Origin of the sequence: Rhodomicrobium sp. R_RK_3, assembly GCF_002198715.1 — a bacterium.
Taxonomy (GTDB): Bacteria; Pseudomonadota; Alphaproteobacteria; order Rhizobiales; family Rhodomicrobiaceae; genus R-RK-3.
On the sequence record NZ_MWLK01000016.1, the window covers coordinates 76,675 to 92,600 of the forward strand.

The 15,926-nt window shown below is 66.8% G+C and carries 13 protein-coding genes; 5 read left to right on the top strand and 8 right to left on the bottom strand.

Features of this window, described 5'->3' with window-relative positions; all coding sequences use genetic code 11:
* Window positions 1-33 precede the first annotated feature (33 nt).
* From BLEFHOIH_RS08745 to BLEFHOIH_RS08755, 3 genes are all read left to right on the top strand, one after another.
* Window positions 34-1,344, top strand: coding sequence for an MFS transporter (locus BLEFHOIH_RS08745; RefSeq protein ID WP_088344462.1), 1,311 nt, complete (start codon window positions 34-36; stop codon window positions 1,342-1,344).
* 21 nt (window positions 1,345-1,365) lie between these two features.
* A complete protein-coding gene (locus BLEFHOIH_RS08750; RefSeq protein ID WP_088344464.1) occupies window positions 1,366-1,668 on the top strand; it encodes a DUF3175 domain-containing protein in 303 nt (100 codons plus the stop codon).
* A gap of 70 nt (window positions 1,669-1,738) precedes the next feature.
* A complete protein-coding gene (locus tag BLEFHOIH_RS08755) occupies window positions 1,739-2,407 on the top strand; it encodes an O-methyltransferase (RefSeq protein WP_088344466.1) in 669 nt (222 codons plus the stop codon).
* A 2-nt stretch (window positions 2,408-2,409) separates the two neighbouring features.
* Here BLEFHOIH_RS08755 and BLEFHOIH_RS08760 read toward each other — a convergent pair whose 3' ends face one another.
* On the bottom strand, window positions 2,410-3,183 hold the full coding sequence (locus tag BLEFHOIH_RS08760; RefSeq protein WP_088344468.1) for an SDR family NAD(P)-dependent oxidoreductase: 774 nt from the start codon (window positions 3,181-3,183) through the stop codon (window positions 2,410-2,412).
* Between the two features lie 234 nt (window positions 3,184-3,417).
* Here BLEFHOIH_RS08760 and BLEFHOIH_RS08765 point away from each other — a divergent pair, with 234 nt between their 5' ends.
* Complete coding sequence (locus tag BLEFHOIH_RS08765) at window positions 3,418-4,518, top strand: Ldh family oxidoreductase (RefSeq protein WP_088344470.1); 1,101 nt, start codon at window positions 3,418-3,420, stop codon at window positions 4,516-4,518.
* Between the two features lie 377 nt (window positions 4,519-4,895).
* Window positions 4,896-5,825 (top strand): sugar kinase, encoded by a 930-nt coding sequence (locus tag BLEFHOIH_RS08770; protein WP_088344471.1) that lies wholly within the window; start codon window positions 4,896-4,898, stop codon window positions 5,823-5,825.
* Between the two features lie 190 nt (window positions 5,826-6,015).
* Here BLEFHOIH_RS08770 and BLEFHOIH_RS08775 read toward each other — a convergent pair whose 3' ends face one another.
* The 7 genes from BLEFHOIH_RS08775 to BLEFHOIH_RS08805 form a co-directional block, all read right to left on the bottom strand.
* Window positions 6,016-7,407, bottom strand: coding sequence for an NAD(P)/FAD-dependent oxidoreductase (locus BLEFHOIH_RS08775; protein WP_088344473.1), 1,392 nt, complete (start codon window positions 7,405-7,407; stop codon window positions 6,016-6,018).
* Between the two features lie 134 nt (window positions 7,408-7,541).
* Window positions 7,542-8,708, bottom strand: a complete 1,167-nt coding sequence (locus BLEFHOIH_RS08780; RefSeq protein WP_088344475.1) for a M20 aminoacylase family protein — start codon at window positions 8,706-8,708, stop codon at window positions 7,542-7,544.
* Between the two features lie 10 nt (window positions 8,709-8,718).
* On the bottom strand, window positions 8,719-10,230 hold the full coding sequence (locus BLEFHOIH_RS08785; RefSeq protein ID WP_088344477.1) for a M81 family metallopeptidase: 1,512 nt from the start codon (window positions 10,228-10,230) through the stop codon (window positions 8,719-8,721).
* 124 nt (window positions 10,231-10,354) lie between these two features.
* Window positions 10,355-12,013, bottom strand: a complete 1,659-nt coding sequence (locus BLEFHOIH_RS08790) for an ABC transporter ATP-binding protein (protein WP_088344479.1) — start codon at window positions 12,011-12,013, stop codon at window positions 10,355-10,357.
* A complete protein-coding gene (locus BLEFHOIH_RS08795; protein ID WP_245296937.1) occupies window positions 12,010-12,846 on the bottom strand; it encodes an ABC transporter permease in 837 nt (278 codons plus the stop codon). The genes BLEFHOIH_RS08790 and BLEFHOIH_RS08795 overlap by 4 nt, the downstream gene beginning before the upstream one ends.
* Before the next feature lie 47 nt (window positions 12,847-12,893).
* Window positions 12,894-13,835: an ABC transporter permease gene (locus BLEFHOIH_RS08800; RefSeq protein WP_088344483.1), complete on the bottom strand. Its 942-nt coding sequence runs from the start codon at window positions 13,833-13,835 to the stop codon at window positions 12,894-12,896.
* A 168-nt stretch (window positions 13,836-14,003) separates the two neighbouring features.
* Window positions 14,004-15,539: an ABC transporter substrate-binding protein gene (locus BLEFHOIH_RS08805; RefSeq protein WP_245296938.1), complete on the bottom strand. Its 1,536-nt coding sequence runs from the start codon at window positions 15,537-15,539 to the stop codon at window positions 14,004-14,006.
* Between the last annotated feature and the right edge of the window lie 387 nt (window positions 15,540-15,926).

Consider the following 15,926-nt stretch of genomic DNA (forward strand, 5'->3'; position numbering starts at 1 on the left):
CGGCTGAAATCGGCAAGATGAAGGAAACGCTGCATGGTCGCGGTGACGCCAGAGGAATTTTCGCGCGCGGATGTCAGCCGGCGGCTGAAGGCCATTTTCATCGGCTCGGTCGGCAATCTGGTCGAGTGGTATGATTTCTACGCCTACGCCGCCTTCGCGCTCTATTTCGCGCCCGCCTTCTTCCCCTCCGAAGACCCCGTCGTCCAGCAGCTCAACGCCGCCGTCTTGTTCGCCGCCGGCTTCCTGGTCCGCCCGCTCGGCGGCTGGCTGTTCGGCTACCTGGCCGATCGCCATGGCCGCCGCAATGCGCTGACGCTGTCGGTCGTGCTGATGTGCTTCGGCTCGCTGATGATCGCGGTGACGCCGACCTATGCCACCATCGGCATCGCCGCCCCCATCGTGCTCGGCATCGCGCGCATGGTGCAGGGCCTCAGCCTTGGCGGCGAATACGGCACCAGCGCCACCTATCTCACGGAAATCGCCGACGAAAAGCACCGCGGCTTCTATTCCAGCTTCCAATATGTGACGCTGATCGGCGGCCAGCTCTGTGCCATCCTCGTGCTGATCCTGCTGCAGCAGTTCTTCCTGACGCCCGACGAGCTCAGGGCCTGGGGCTGGCGCATCCCGTTCTTCATCGGCGCGCTGCTGGCCATCGTCGCCGCCGTGATGCGCCGCAATCTTCAGGAAACCGAAGCCTTCGTCGAAGCGCAGAAGACCGGCACGGAGAGCAATTCGCTGCGCGCGCTGCTGAAATACCCGCGCGAGATCCTCTTGGTGGTGGGCCTGACCGCAGGCGGCACGGCAGCTTTCTACACCTACACGACCTATATGCAGAAATTCCTGAAACTGTCGGTCGGGCTGACGGACAATCAGACGACGCTGGTCACCGCCGGCAGCCTGATCTTCGCCATGGTGCTGCAACCGCTTTACGGCGCGCTGTCCGACCGGATCGGGCGCAAATGGCTGCTGATCTGGTTCGGCGTCACCGGCACCTTGTTTACCGTGCCGCTGCTCAACCTGCTCGGCCAGTCGAAATCGGCCCTCACCGCCTTCCTTCTGATCTGCGCCGCCTGGCTGATCGTCTCCGGCTACACCTCGATCAACGCCGTGGTGAAGGCCGAGTTGTTCCCCACCAAGGTGCGCGCGACGGGCGTCGGCCTGCCCTATGCGGTCACCGTCTCGATTTTTGGCGGCACGGCGGATTCGATCGCGCTCTATTTCAAGTCGATCGGGCACGAGGTCTGGTTCGCCTACTACCTCACCGCGCTCATCGCCATCTCGCTCCTCGTCTATTTGACGATGCGCGACACCAAGCACCATTCGGCGATGCACCGCCACGAATGAGTTCAGCAATGGAGCACAGCGATGGCCAAGGCCAAAGGCAAGACCAAGCCGCCGGATAAATGGTCCGCCGAAGTCACCGAACATAGCGACGCCCTCGATCTCGAACATGATGTGTTCAAAGGCAGCGACCCCGACGAGATCGCGCGGTCGCTGAAGCGGTCGGCGGAGGCCAGCAAGCGGCGCAAAACCACGCCCTACCAGTCCGCCATGTCGATGCTGACTTTCTACATCAACCGGGCCGGGACAAACCTGCCCGCCGCCCAGCTCAAGACGCTGGAGGCGGCAAAAACCTCGCTGAAGCGCGTTTTCGGCCGCGAAGATTGATCCGGCCGGGCCTGACTTGCGGCGGCAATGCGCGTAATCTCTCCCGCTCGTGAAAGCAGGAGCGGCATTGATGACCGAAAAGACCCCGAACGAAGTGGATCGCTATCTGGCCGAGAGCTTGCGCCTCGGCGATCCGGCGCTGGACGCGGCGCTTGCGGCCAATGAAGCGGCGCATCTGCCCGCCATCGACGTGTCGCCCCTGCAGGGCCAGTTGCTCAATCTGCTCGCCCGCATGATCGGCGCGAGGCGCATCCTCGAAATCGGCACGCTCGGCGGCTACAGCACGATCTGCCTCGCCCGCGCGGTCGGCAAGCAGGGCCGCGTCATCACCCTCGAAGCGGAACCCGCCCACGCCGCCGTCGCCAAATCGAATATCGCCAATGCCGGGCTCGCCGACGCGGTCGATTTGCGCATCGGCTTCGCCATCGACCTCCTGCCGGCGCTGACCGCCGAAGCGCCGTTCGACCTGATCTTCCTTGACGCCGACAAACCGTCCATGCCGGACTACCTGACCTGGGCGCTCAAACTCTCCCGCCCCGGCACGGTGATCGTCGGCGACAATGTGGTGCGCCAGGGCGAAGTCGCGAACCCTGACAGTATCGACCCGAGCGTGCAGGGCGTCCAGCGCTTCCTAAAAATGATCGGCGAGAACCCGCGCCTCAGCGCCACGGCCCTGCAGACCGTCGGCGGCAAGGGCTGGGACGGCCTCGCCATCGCCCTGGTCGGCGAGGAAGCGTAGGCTCAGATCCCCGAGGACAGATAGCCGCCATCGACGCGTAAGCTCGAGCCGGTGACAAAGCGGGCGGCGTCCGAGGCGAGGAAGATCGCCGCGCCGACCAGTTCGGGCAATTCGCCCATGCGCTTCATGGCGCTGCGCCGCCGGGCCTCGGCTTTGCGCGCCTCCGGCATTTTCGCCCGATTGAGGTCGGTCATGAAGAAGCCGGGCGCGATGGCGTTCACCCGGACGCCGCTCTCGCCCCATTCGGCGGCAAGGCTCTGGGTGATGCCGGCGACCCCCCATTTGCTGGCGCAGTAGGCGGCGGCGTTCGCCCAGCCCGTATGCGCGGCGAGCGAGGAGATGTTGATGATCGCGCCCTCCCCGCGCTCGATCATGCCGCGCCCGAATAAAGTGCAGGCGAAGAAGACGCTCTTCAGGTTGGTGTCGAGAATGGCGTCGTACTCGGCTTCGGTGAGGTCGATGGCGGGCTTGATCTCCGTCACGCCCTGGCAGTTGACGAGGATATGCAGCGCCCCATGCTCGGCACGCACGATCTCGCAGAGCGTTGCCAGCGCGCCGACATCGCGCAGATCGGCGGCATAGGCGATGCGGGCGCCGGCCTCCGCGCCAAGTTCGGCAGAAACGCGATCGAGCCTCTCCTGCCCCCGCGCGGCGATCAGCACCTTCGCTCCCGCCCCCTGAAAGCCGAGCGCGATCTCCCGGCCGATGCCGCTCGAGCCGCCGATGACGAGCGCGGTCTTTCCGTCGAGTGCAAAGCTTGGCGTGGCAAAACTCATCGATTCTCCTCCCGGCCGTCTTCGGTACGCGGCACAGAATGATGATAAAATGCATTTGTGCGACCCGCTGTTTTATTGTTTCGTGTCCATAAAAGACGTAAAGGGCGGCACCCCAGCAAGGTGCAACGCCTATGGGGAGGACCGACGCATGGCCGCAGCCGCTATTGACCCGGCATGGGAGAGTTGCGCCTTTTTGCCTGGGCATCTGCCCCCTGCGACGGGGAGGCAGCCCCAATGAGCGCCACCCCGCCGCCCTCGGGCGATCCCGTCGCCAAACGCGCCCCCATCGACGCCCTCGCCCGCTTCTCGCGCGCCGTGCTGCTCGCCGTCGGCGCCGACGAGGCGACCGCCGATGCCGCTACCCGCGCCATGCTGCACGGCTCGCGCCTCGGCGTGGACAGCCACGGCGTCCGGCTGCTGGAGCATTACGCCAAGGTGCTGACGCTCGGCCGCGTCAATCCGCGCCCGGAGATGCGGATTTCCAGCAATCTCCCCGCCATCGCGACGCTCGACGCCGATAATGGCCATGGCGCGCTGGCGACCTACAAGGCCATGGAGCACGCCGTCCAGATCGCGCAGACAAACGGTCTCGGCGCGGTGGCAGTGCAGAACAGCTCGCATTTCGGGCCGGCGGGGGCTTTTGCCCTCGCCGCCGCCGAGGCCGGCTGCATCGGCCTTGTGAGCTGCAATTCCGACAGCATCGTCCGCCTGCATGACGGCGCGGCCCCGTTCCACGGCACCAATCCGATCGCCGTCGCGGCACCCTCCGGCGAGGCGCGGCCCTGGCTGTTCGACATGGCCACCAGTGCGATCTCCTACAACAAGGTGCGGCTGAGCCGCAGCCTCGGCCGCACGCTGCCGGCGGGCGTCGCCTCCTCCGCCGATGGCGAGGATACGCAGGACGCGGCCGAAGCGACCATGCTGGCGCCGCTCGGCGGGGCCTTCGGCTTCAAGGGCGCGGGGATGGCGGGCATTGCGGAAATCCTGAGCGCGGTGTTCACCGGCATGAGGCTCAGCTTCGAAGTCGGCCCGATGGTGACGCCGAACATGTCAAAACCCCGGCATCTGGGCGCCTTCGTGCTGGCGATGCGCGCCGATGCCGTCGTCGGCGAGGACGGTTTCCAGTCCTCGATGCAGCGCTATCTGAAGCGCCTGCGCGCCTCCCCGGCACGGGCGGGCGCGGCGGTGATGGCGCCGGGCGACCGCGAATGGGCGGAGGCGGCCCGGCGCGAGACGCAAGGCGTCCCCGTCGATCCCGAGACGGCGCAGGCTTTCGAGCGCTTTGCCGGCCGCTTCGGCATCGCCCTGCCCTTCATGCAGAACGGCGCGGGCTGAGGGGCCGCAACATTCCCGGTTGACGAACGCCGCCGGGTTGGGCTCTGTCGCTGGCTAGACCAGGATCAGATGAGATAGAGGCAATCTCCCGACGGCCTCGCGCCAATCCGCAGCGGTGTCCCTTTCGCATTGGGAAGCCTCTGCAAATTCCAAAACCTCTCATCCGTCGCCCCGGCCGTTAGAGCCGGGGCCTACTCGCCTCCCGGCTGGCACGGTGCTTGCTGATCAGCGAGTGGGTCCCGGCTCACCGCTTCGCGGTGTCCGGGACGACGGAAGGGATAGGTCTCTTCGGAGAGGAAAACGCAGCCGTGCGGGGGCGAGGCCGACTTGCTTTTCAACTGATCCGGTCCCGTTAGGCACCAATCCGAGGCGCGACCATGCCTGATCTGCTCTGTTTCGGCGAACCGCTCTACGAACTCAGCTCGGTCGAGCGCAATGGCGAGACGCTGTTCCTGCCCGGCTTCGGCGGCGACACCTCGAATTGCGCCATCGCCGCCGCGCGCCAGGGCGCGAGCGCGGGCTATCTCAGCGCGGTCGGCGGCGACAGTTTCGGCAAGGCGCTGATCGAGCTATGGACGCGTGAAGGCGTCGATATCGGCGCCGTCCGCACCGTGCCGGACGCTCCGACCGGCCTCTATTTCATCACCTATGAGAATGGCGAGCACCGCTTCACTTTCCGCCGAAAGGGCTCGGCGGCGAGCCTCATTACGGCCGCCGACCTCGACCCGGCCGTCATCCAGAGCGCCCGCATCCTACATGTCTCCGGCATCAGCCAGGCCATCAGCGACAGCGCCTGCGACGCCGTCTTCGCCGCCATCGGCATGGCGCGCGCGGCAGGCGTCCGCGTCAGCTACGACCCCAATCTGCGGCTCTCGCTCTGGCCGGTGGACCGCGCCCGCGCCGTCATCCACGCCGCCATGGCGCAGGCCGACATCGCCCTGCCCGGCCTCGACGACGCCCGCCACCTCATCGGCATCGACGACCCGTCCGCCGTCGTGGATTTCTATCTCAATCTCGGCCCGAAGATCGTCGCCCTCACGATGGGCAAGTCCGGCACGCTGGTCGCCACGCCCGAGGCGCGCGAACTCATCCCGGCCTTCCCGGTCAGCCAGGTCGATGCCACCGGCGCGGGCGATACGTTCGACGGGGCCTTTCTGGCGAGGCTGCTGGCGGGCGATGCCGTGATCGAGGCCGCGCGCTACGCCAATGTGGCGGCGGCGCTGTCGACGCTCGGCTGGGGCGCGGTCGCCCCGATGCCGCGCGAAGCCGATGTGCGCGCCGCGATGCAGGCCGGACGCCCGGTCTGAGCGGGATCATCGCGAGCTACGCGGGATCATTTCAGATGGAAACGTCAGGCGCGCGACCCATCCCCTTTTTGTCATTCCCGCGGGCGGGAATCCAGCATCCTCGAGGAGCCCGCTGTGGACGTGGCTGGATTCCCGCCTTCGCGGGAATAACAATACAACTGGTAGCGGGCTGATCCCGAACCGGGCTCGATCAATGCACCTTGACCTGCGGGCGGGTGACGCGGCGCATCCAGCCGCCGATGCTGTCGAGCGAGACGGCCCACCAGCCGTACAGCGCGGCCTGATGGCGCTTATAGAGCCAGCGATAGATCATCTGCGCCAAAAACCCTTCGATGCGGATGCCGGCGCCGCGCGCCAGCCCCATCAGCGTGCCGACCGCGCTTTGGCCGCCGAGCGACACCAGCGAGCCCAAATCATTGTAGCTGAACGGCTTCAGCAGCTCGCCGGCCGCTGAGCGCGGGATCGCCTTCAGCAGATAGCGGGCCTGCTGATAGGCGGCCTGGGCGCGCGGCGGCACCAGCTTGTCGGTGCCGAGCCAGGGCGCGGCGGCGCAGTCGCCGATGGCGAAAATGTTGGGGTCGCGCGTCGTCTGCAGCGTCGGCGTGACGACGATCTGATTGGCGCGGTTGGTCTCCAGACCGCCGATATTGGCGAGAAAACCCGGTGCCTTGACGCCCGCCGCCCAGATGGTGATATCGGAGGCAATACTCTCGCCCGATTTCGTCATGATGCGGCCGGGCGTGACCTCGGTCACCATCTGGCCGTTCAGCACGTCGACATTGAGCTTGTGCAGGATCTCCTCGACCGAGGAGGCGATGCGCTCGGGCAATTGCAGAAGCAGGCGCGGATCGGCGTTGATGACTTTCAGGCGGATGAATTTTTCCGGATCGAGATTGTCGAGCCCGTAGGCCAAGAGCTCGCGTGTCGTGGCGCGCAGCTCGGCGGCCAGTTCAACGCCTGTCGCGCCGCCGCCGACGATGGCGATATCGAGATGCTGGACGCCGGCATCCAGCCCGTGATTGGCGCGCATACAGGCCTGCACGATGCGCCGGTGCAGCCGCTCGGCATCGACGGCGCCGTCGAGAAAATAGGCGTTTTCACGCACGCCGGGAATGTTGAAATCGTTGGTGACGCCGCCGACCGCGATCACCAGCACGTCGTAAGGCAGACGGCGGGGCGGCGCGAGTTCGGCGCCGGTCTCGTCATGCGCGGCGCCGATCAGCACTTCGCGCTTTTCGCGGTCGATGGCTTCCAGCGGCCCTTGCGCGAAGTGAAAGCCATGCCAGCGGGCAAGCGCAATGAAGGCGACCTCGTGGAAGCTGGCATCGGCGCTGCCGGAGGCGAATTCATGCAGCAGCGGCTTCCAGACATGGGTCGCGGTCGGGTCGACGAGCGTGACGGCATAGTTTGGATTGCGGCCATTCTTGTCGGCAAGCGCCGTCGCCAGCACGAGGCCGCCGGAGCCGCCGCCGCAGATCACGACGCGCAAAGGGCCTGTTTCACTGCGCTTCGCCGTCGCAATGCCGCTGGAAACGCCTGAATCGGTTACGCGTTCGGCAGGCTGGTTGCTCGCGCGCTGCATGGCGCCTCCTTTGCGGCCACGCGCCCGCGAGGAGGCCGGCCGCCGCGAAATTCCGTGGGACTCGATGCACCAGCCTTTATCTATGCCTTGGCGGCGCGGATTGCGAGAGCTTCCGCGCGCGCCATTGGCGTCTATTACGGCGCGATGGCGAGGCGGCGCTCGACGATGCGGGCCAGAATGCTGGCGCCGACCGGCAAAATGCCGTCATCGAGCACGAAGCCGGGATTGTGCACCGGCACGTCGCCCGCATGGCCGACCCAGCAGTAGGCGCCCGGCACGGCCTCCAGCATGTCGGCGAAATCCTCGCTGCCCATGACAGGAAACGGCTCGGTCAGCAGGTTCTCCGCGCCGACAATGTCTTTGATGGCATCGGCATAGGCGGCGGTCTCCGCCTCGTGGTTGACCAGCACGGTGAAGGTGTTGCTCATGTTCAGGTCGATCTCGACCTCGAAGGCGGCGGCGATGCCGGCGATGATGGCGCGCATCCGGCCGCGCACCAATTCGGCAAGCTCGGGCGAGAAAGCCCGCATGGTCCCGGCGAGCGTCGCCTCCTCGGGGATGATGTTATGGGCGGTGCCGGAATGGATCTGCGTCACCGACAAGACGACCGCCTCCAGCGGGTTGGCATTGCGGCTGACGATGGATTGCAGCGCCTGCACCAGCGCCGAAGCGATGACGATCGGGTCGCGCGAGGATTCTGGCCGCGCGCCGTGGCCGCCGCGCCCCTTGATGCGGATGTCGAAGAAATCGGCCCCCGCCATGGCCGGTCCGGGGAAGATCGAGACCTTTCCGGGATCGAGCCGCGGCGCGTTGTGCATGCCGTAGACCTCGTCGCAGGGGAAGCGCTCGAACAGCCTGTCGGCGATCATGGCGCGGGCGCCGCCGAGCCCTTCCTCGGCGGGCTGGAAGATGAACACGGCGGTGCCGGCGAAATCATTGTGCTCGGCCAGATAGCGCGCCGCGCCCAGCAGCATGGTGGTGTGGCCGTCATGGCCGCAGCCGTGGAATCGTCCGGGAATGGTCGAGCGGTAAGGCAGGTTGGTCATCTCGTCCATCGGCAGCGCGTCCATGTCGGCGCGCAGGCCGATGCGGCGGCCGGGACCGCGCTTGCCGTGCAGAATGCCGATGACGCCGGTGCGGCCGACGCCGCGATGCGTCTCGATCCCCCAGCTCTCCAGCTTTTCCGCGACGATGCCTCCGGTGCGCAGCTCTTCGAAGCCGATTTCGGGATGGGCATGCAGATCCTGCCGGATGGCGGTGAGTTCCGGAGCGAAGGCTTCGATCGAGGGGATCAGGGACATGGGGGTTTCCTTAGGACGAAGGCGGCGTGAAGACCGGGCCGTTCGGCGATAGGCGCATCCCCGGCCGCAGGCGTTTCCAGGGCAAGCTTGCCGGATCGACGGGCATCGGTCCAGGCGCGGCGCAGACGAGGATGTTTTCCGAGATCGGCTCGAAATCGGCACGGAAGTGGACGGAGCTTTTGTTGACGAGGATGGCCTGGTCGCGCGGCTCGATGCCGACAAAGCGGTACATTTGCTGGTCGGCCATCTGGGTCTTGCGCGAGGCGACGACGATGCGGACATCGCCGATGCGCAGGCAGGCCGATGGCCCCAGCGCGAGGCGGCTGCCGCCGTAGAACGGGCCGGAGGCGACGAGCCGGCCGTCTGAGAGCGCTTCGACGGTGAAGGCGGCCTCGAAGGGCGCATCGCCCGGAATGTTGGATTTGCCGCCGAGCGCGATCTCGATGGTCGCGCCGACGCCTGCGGTGTGGGCGGCATTGGCTGCCGCGGCGTCGACGATCAGGCCGATGGCGGCGCGCCGGGCATTGTAGGCGACGAGCGCCCGCAGCATCCCCGTGGTGTCCGAATTGCCCCCCGCGCCGGGATTGTCCTGGGTGTCGGCGATGACGACGGGGCGGGATGCCGTCGCAGCGATCTGCGCGGCGCGCTTCACGCCTTCGTCGGGGTTGAGCACTTCGCCGGCGAAGGCGGATTCCTGGGCGGCGACGAGGGCGGCGAAGCGGTCGGCGGCGGCGTCCGCCTCGGACTGGTCGCGGCCATAGGCGATGACGGAGGGGCCGCAATCGGGGAAATCCGCCGCCGGGAAGCCGGGCAGGAAGGAGAGCGACGGGACGGCCTCGCTTTCCATGGCGGCGAGTTCGGCATAGAGGCTGCGGCAGGGCTCCATGCCGGTCGATTGCCAGGCGATGGGGATGAGAAAATCGAGCTGGCGGAAGGCTTTGGCGTGGCGCGCGCCGCCGAGCAGCCCGGCGAGATGCAGGGCGCTGCGGCGGCCGGTGTCGGCCATGTCGATATGGGGATAGGTGCGATAGGCGATCATCGCGTCGGCCTTCTCCACCATCAGCGGCGTGACATTGCCGTGCAGGTCGAGGCTCGCGACCAGCGGCACGTCCGGGCCGATCACGTCGCGGATGCGCGCCAGGATCTCACCCTCGCCATCGTCCAGGTGCTCGCAGACCATGGCGCCGTGCAGGTCCATGTAGACCGCGTCGAGCGCGCCCGCCGCGCGGATGCCTTCGACGATCTCGCCGGTGATGCGCTCGAAGGCGTCCTCGGTGACATGGGCGGAGGGACTGGCCGCCGCCCACACCGTCGGGACGAGGTCCCAGCCCGATGCCTGCCCCGCGTCGATGAAGCCGCTGAGGCCGATATTCACATTCCGGCTCGCAGGGAAAATCTCCGCGCCGCGCGATAAGGCCGGCCAGCCGCCGCCGAGCTGGAAGGACTGAAATCCCGCCTTGCTCGGCGCGAACGTATTGGTTTCATGCATGAATCCGCCAATGGCGATGCGCGGTGCAGGCATTAAAGGGCCTTTCTCAGTGTACCTTTTCGCAATCCCCGCGAAGGCGGGGACCCAGTACGCCGCAGCGTTCCGGCCGGGGTCTCGTCTGAGGGGAACGACAGCGCGGGGACAAACTCCAAAGACACTAGCCTTGCGGCGGGGCGGCAGGCGCCTCCGGCGTAAACGGGCGGAAATTGGCAAAATCCCAGTTCCGGCCGGGCGCCGCTTCGATCAGTTCGCGCGTATAAACCTCGCTCGGATGGCGCAGCACGGTTTCGGCCGGCCCATATTCCACGATCCGGCCCTTCTGCATCACCGCCACATCGTCGCAGATCTGCGCCGCGACGCGCAGATCGTGGGTGATGAACAGGATGGCGACGCCGAGCCGCTGCTGCAATTCATGCAGCAGCGCCAGCACTTGCGCCTGCACCGAAACGTCCAGCGCCGAAACCGCCTCGTCCGCCACCAGCACGTCTGGCTCCATGGCGATGGCGCGCGCGATGGCGATGCGCTGGCGCTGGCCGCCGGAGAACTGATGCGGATAGCGCCCGATGGCGTCGGCGGGCAGGCCGACCAGTTCGAGGAGCTTCCTCGCTTCGTCGAGCGCCTGCCGGCGCGGCGTGCCGAAATTGATCGGCCCCTCGGCGATGCTCTCGCCGACCGTGACGCGCGGGTTGAGCGAGCGGTAGGGGTCCTGGAACACGATCTGGATGCGCTTGCGGTAGGGCCGGAGCGCGCGCCGCGACAGGTCGGAGATCTCCTGGCCGCGCACGCGGATGCCGCCCGAGGTCGGGTCGATCAGCCGGGTAACGCAGCGGGCGACCGTCGATTTGCCCGAGCCGCTCTCGCCGACGATGCCGAGCGTGCGCCCGCGCTTCAGCGACAGGCTGACATCCTTGGCGGCGGCCACCGGCGGGTCGCCGCCGAACAGCGAGCGGCTGCCATAGACCTTCGACATCTCCGTCGTCTCCAGCACGATCTGCTTGCTGTCCTCGGGGCGGACCGGACGCGGGATGAGGCTCGGCACGGCGGTCAGCAATTGCCGCGTATAGTCGCGCTGCGGGTGGCGCAGCACGTCCTGGGTCTTGCCGGTCTCCACGATATGGCCGCGATGCATGACGCAAACGCGGTCGGCGATGTCGGCGACGACGCCCATGTCGTGCGTGATGAACAGCACCGAGGTGCCCTGCTTCTGTTGCAGCTCGCTGATGAGGCGCAGGATCTGCTTCTGGGTCGTCACGTCGAGCGCGGTGGTTGGCTCGTCGGCGATCAGCAGCTTCGGCTCGAGGATCAGCGCCATGGCGATCATGATGCGCTGGCGCTGGCCGCCGGACATCTGGTGCGGGTAGGAGTGAAAAATCCGCGCCGGATCGGGCAGATGCACCTGCTCCAGCATGTCGAGAACCCGCTGGCGGTGCTTGCGGTAGGGGATGGTGGTGTGGGTCTCCAGCACTTCCTGGATCTGGCGGCCGACGGTCAGCACCGGATTGAGCGCCGTCATCGGCTCCTGGAAGATCATGGCGATTTCGCTGGCGCGCAGGTCGCGCATCCGGCCGGGCGATGCGGCGAGCAGGTCTTCGCCGCCGAGCAGGATGCGGCCGGAGCGGGCGGCGAGCGCGTCCTTGGGCAGCAGCCCCATGACGGCGAGCGCCGTCACCGACTTGCCCGAGCCGCTTTCGCCGACGAGGCAGACCGTCTCGCCCGCGCTGATGCTAAAGGCGATGCTGTTCAGGATCGGCACCGTCGCCTCGCCCGCCGTTTCGACGACGAGGCTTTCGACCTTGAGGACATCCGCGCCGCTCATAGCCGGCTCCTTTTGGCGAGACGCGGGTCGAGCAGGTCGCGCGCGGCGTCGCCGATGAGATTGATCGAGAGGATGCAGAGCGACAGGAACAGGCCGGGCCAGAAGATCAGCCCCGGATTGATCTGGAAATAGACGCGGCCCTCGGCGATGACGTTGCCCCAGCTCGGCGTTTCCGTGCCGAGCCCAGCGCCGAGGAAGGAGAGGATGGCCTCGGTCAGGATGGCGGAGGCGCAGATATAGGTGCCGAGCACGATGAGCGGCGCCAGGGTGTTCGGCATCAGGTGGCGCCACATGATCTTTGGCATCGAGCTGCCGACCGAGATCGCCGCCTCGACATAGGGCTCCTCCCGCGCCGACAGCACCACCGAGCGCGCCAGCCGCACGAGCTTGGGGATTTCCGGGATGGTGATGGCGATCATCACCGTCCAGATGCTGACGCCCGAGAGCGTGACGATGGCGATGGCGAGCAGCACGCTGGGGATGGCCATGATGCCATCCATGATCCGCATCAGGATGCCGTCGAGGATGCGGAAGAAGCCCGCCAGCAGACCGAGCGGCAGGCCGATGGCGATGCTGATGAGAGCCGCGCCGATGCCGACGATCAGCGAGACGCGGGCGCCGTAGATGATGCGCGAGAGCAGGTCGCGGCCGAAGGCGTCGGTGCCGAGCGGGAACATCTCGCTCGCCGGTTTCAGCCGCTGGGCGGGCAGCATGGCGAGCGGGTCGTGCGGGGCAAGGTAGGGCGCGAACACCGCCATCACCACCAGCGCCGCGAGGCACAGACCCGCCGCGACCGGCACGATCAGCCGGCGGCGGAATCTCAGCGCCGGCATCCGCCATCGCGAAAAGGCTTCGGTCTCTTCTTTCAGGTGGATGGCCATCAGTAGCGGATCCGCGGGTCGAGAAAGGCGTAGGAGAGATCGATCAGCAGGTTGACCGCGACATAGATGAAGCTCGTCAGCAGGATCAGGCCCTGGATGACCGGGTAGTCGCGGGCAAGGATCGCGTCGACGGTGAGCCGTCCGAGGCCCGGCAGGTTGAAGACGCTCTCGGTGACGACGACGCCGGAGATCATGAAGGCAAAGCCGGTGCCGATCACGGTAAGAATCGGCACGGCGGCGTTGCGCAGCGCGTGGCGGAAGAGCACCAGCCGCTCGGTCAGCCCCTTGGCGCGGGCGGTGCGAATGTAATCCTCGCCGAGCACGTCGAGCATACTGGCCCGGGTCATGCGCGCGATCAGGGCGATGTAGATGGTCGAGAGGGTGAAGGCGGGCAGCACGATGCGCTCGGCGAAGGGGCCGATGCCGGAAAAGATGCTGCGAAAGCCCTGGACGGGGAAGAGGCCGAGGTCGATGGCGAAAAGCTGGATCAGCATATAGCCGATGACGAAGACCGGGATCGAGAAGCCGAGCACGGAGCCGCTCATCACCAGATTGTCGATGAAGCCGCCATGGCGCCAGGCGGCCATTACGCCGGCCGGCACCGCGATCAGGATCGACAGGGTGATGGCGACCAGGGCGAGGCTGAGCGTCGGCTCGAGCCGCTGGCCGATCAGCGTGGTGACGGGTGTCTGCGAGATCAGCGAGGTGCCGAGGTCGCCGGAGAGAAGCTGGCCGATCCAGGTGAAGAACTGCACGGTGATCGGCTGGTTGAGGCCGAGCGAGGCGCGGATGCGCTCCAGCTGTTCGGGCGTCGCCATGTCGCCGGCGATGATCGCGGCGGGATCGCCGGGCGTGATGCGCAAGAGCAGGAAGACGAACAATGCCACCACGCCCATGACCGGGATGGCGGCGAGGATGCGGCGCAGAATGTAGCTCAGCATTCGGGGCCTCGGTGGTTCGCGGTAGCACTCCGCATTCGGCTTTTGAGATCGCTGGGAGGGTGCCAGCGGCTCCCCCTCACCCGGTCGCCTTCGGCGCCCGCCCTCTCCCTCGAGGGGAGAGGGCGCCGACGCAGCCGCAGGGTGAGGGGGGCGCCATTAGCTCCGCGCTCAATCCTTGATCTCGGCGTTCCAGAACACCGGCACCGGCGAGAACAGCAGACCCGTCAGCTTCTTGTTCCAAACCCCCGGCACGTCATATTGGCCGAGCGGCACGTAGTTCACCACCTCCAGCGCGTGTTCCTGGATCCTGGCAGCGATCGCCTTGCGCTCCTCGGGCGTCGCCACCTTGACGAATTCGGCGCGCATCGCGTCGAGCTTGGCATCCTCCGGCCAACCGAACCAGCCGCCGGTCTTGCCGCGCCCGTTCAGCATCGGATTGACCACCGGGTTCCACACCTCCGGGATCACCCAATTGGTGAAGAACAGGTTCCAGCCGCCCTCGGCCGGCGGCTTCTGGCTGGCGCGGCGGCCGACCAGCGTCTGCCAGTCCATCGGCTGCATGTCGACGGTGAAGCCCGCCTTGCGCAGAAGCTGCGCCGCAACGATCGGCTGCGCCGTGAGCGTCGTCACGTCGGTCGCCTGCAGCAGCGTCACCGGCGTGCCGTCATAGCCGGCCTCCTTGAGTAGCGCCTTGGCGCCCTCGACGTCGCCATCGCCAGTCAGCGTCTTGGAGCCGACATCGGTCGCCAGCGGCGTGCCGCAGCCATACATCGAGCCGCAGACCTTGTAGTACTCGGGATTGCCGACCAGCGCCGCCAGCACGTCCTTCTGGTTCAGTGCCAGCAGCGCCGCGCGGCGGATCTTGGGATTGTCAAAGGGCGGATAGAGCCAGTTCATCCGGCCCATGGTCTGCTGGCCGAGCTTGTTCAGCGTGACGACGTTCAGATCCTTGTTGGAGGTGACGAGCGGCAGCAGGTCCCATGGCGCCTGCTCTATATAGTCGATCTCGCCATTATTGATCGCGTTCACCGTCGTCTGCGCGTCCGGCATGGTGATCCATTCGACGCGGTCCACCTTAACGACCTTGCCGCCCGAGGTGGCGCTCGGCGGCTCGGAGCGGGGGACATAGTCGGTGTTCTTCTCGTACACCACCTTGACGCCCGGCTGATATTCGGCGGCGACGAATTTGAACGGCCCGGAACCGATATGCTCGCTGATCGCCTTGTCGGCAGGCGTTTCGGCGATGCGCTTGGGCATGATGAAGGTCGGGATGGCCGAGGGCTTGGCCAAAAGGTCCAGCACCAGGGAGAATTTCTCCTTCAGCTTCAGATTGATGGTCTTCGCATCGGTCGCCTCGAGGCTGGCGACGGAGCCCATCATCATCTGTCCTCCGCCGTCGCGCTGTGCCCAGCGCTTAAGCGAGGCGACGCAATCTTCAGCAGTCACCGGCGCGCCGTCGTGGAACTTCAAGCCGTCGCGCAGGGTAAAGGTGTAGGTCAATCCGTCATCGGAGACCGCCCAGGAGGCCATTTGCGGCTGTGGCTGGAATTTCTCGTCGATCGCCAGCAGCGTGTCGTAGATCATGTAGCCGTGGTTGCGGGTGATATGGGCGGTGGTGATGACCGGATCGAGCACGCGCACGCCCGAATGCATCACCGCCGTAATGGTTTTTGGCGCGGCGGCGAGGCCGTTCTGGAGCGCCATAAGCAAAGCTGCGGCGGCCGCACCGGCCCTGATCGCGCCGCTGAGCGTCGAGCGGCTCGCGTTGAATAAAGCCATGAAGAGGATCCCTTTTCTCTCGATCTGTCGCGAAAGGCACCTGGCGCGCGGGGTTCGGCTGCCGCCGGCCACGCAAACCCCCGCGCCGCAATTGTATGCAATGCAAGAACCGGGCCTAATTGCGCCATCTCAGCGCGTCAGGCGATGATGCGGGCTGCTCGCCCGCCGCGCAAGGCCCGGGGGGTGGCGAGGTAAAGGCGAAGGGTGCGGTATCGAGGATTGCGACTGGCGTCGGCTCGGGCGGACCTGAATGGAAGCAACGCGCCGCCCTCGCCGCAGCTCAACCCTCTCCAAGGGGAGAGGGTGGCGTGC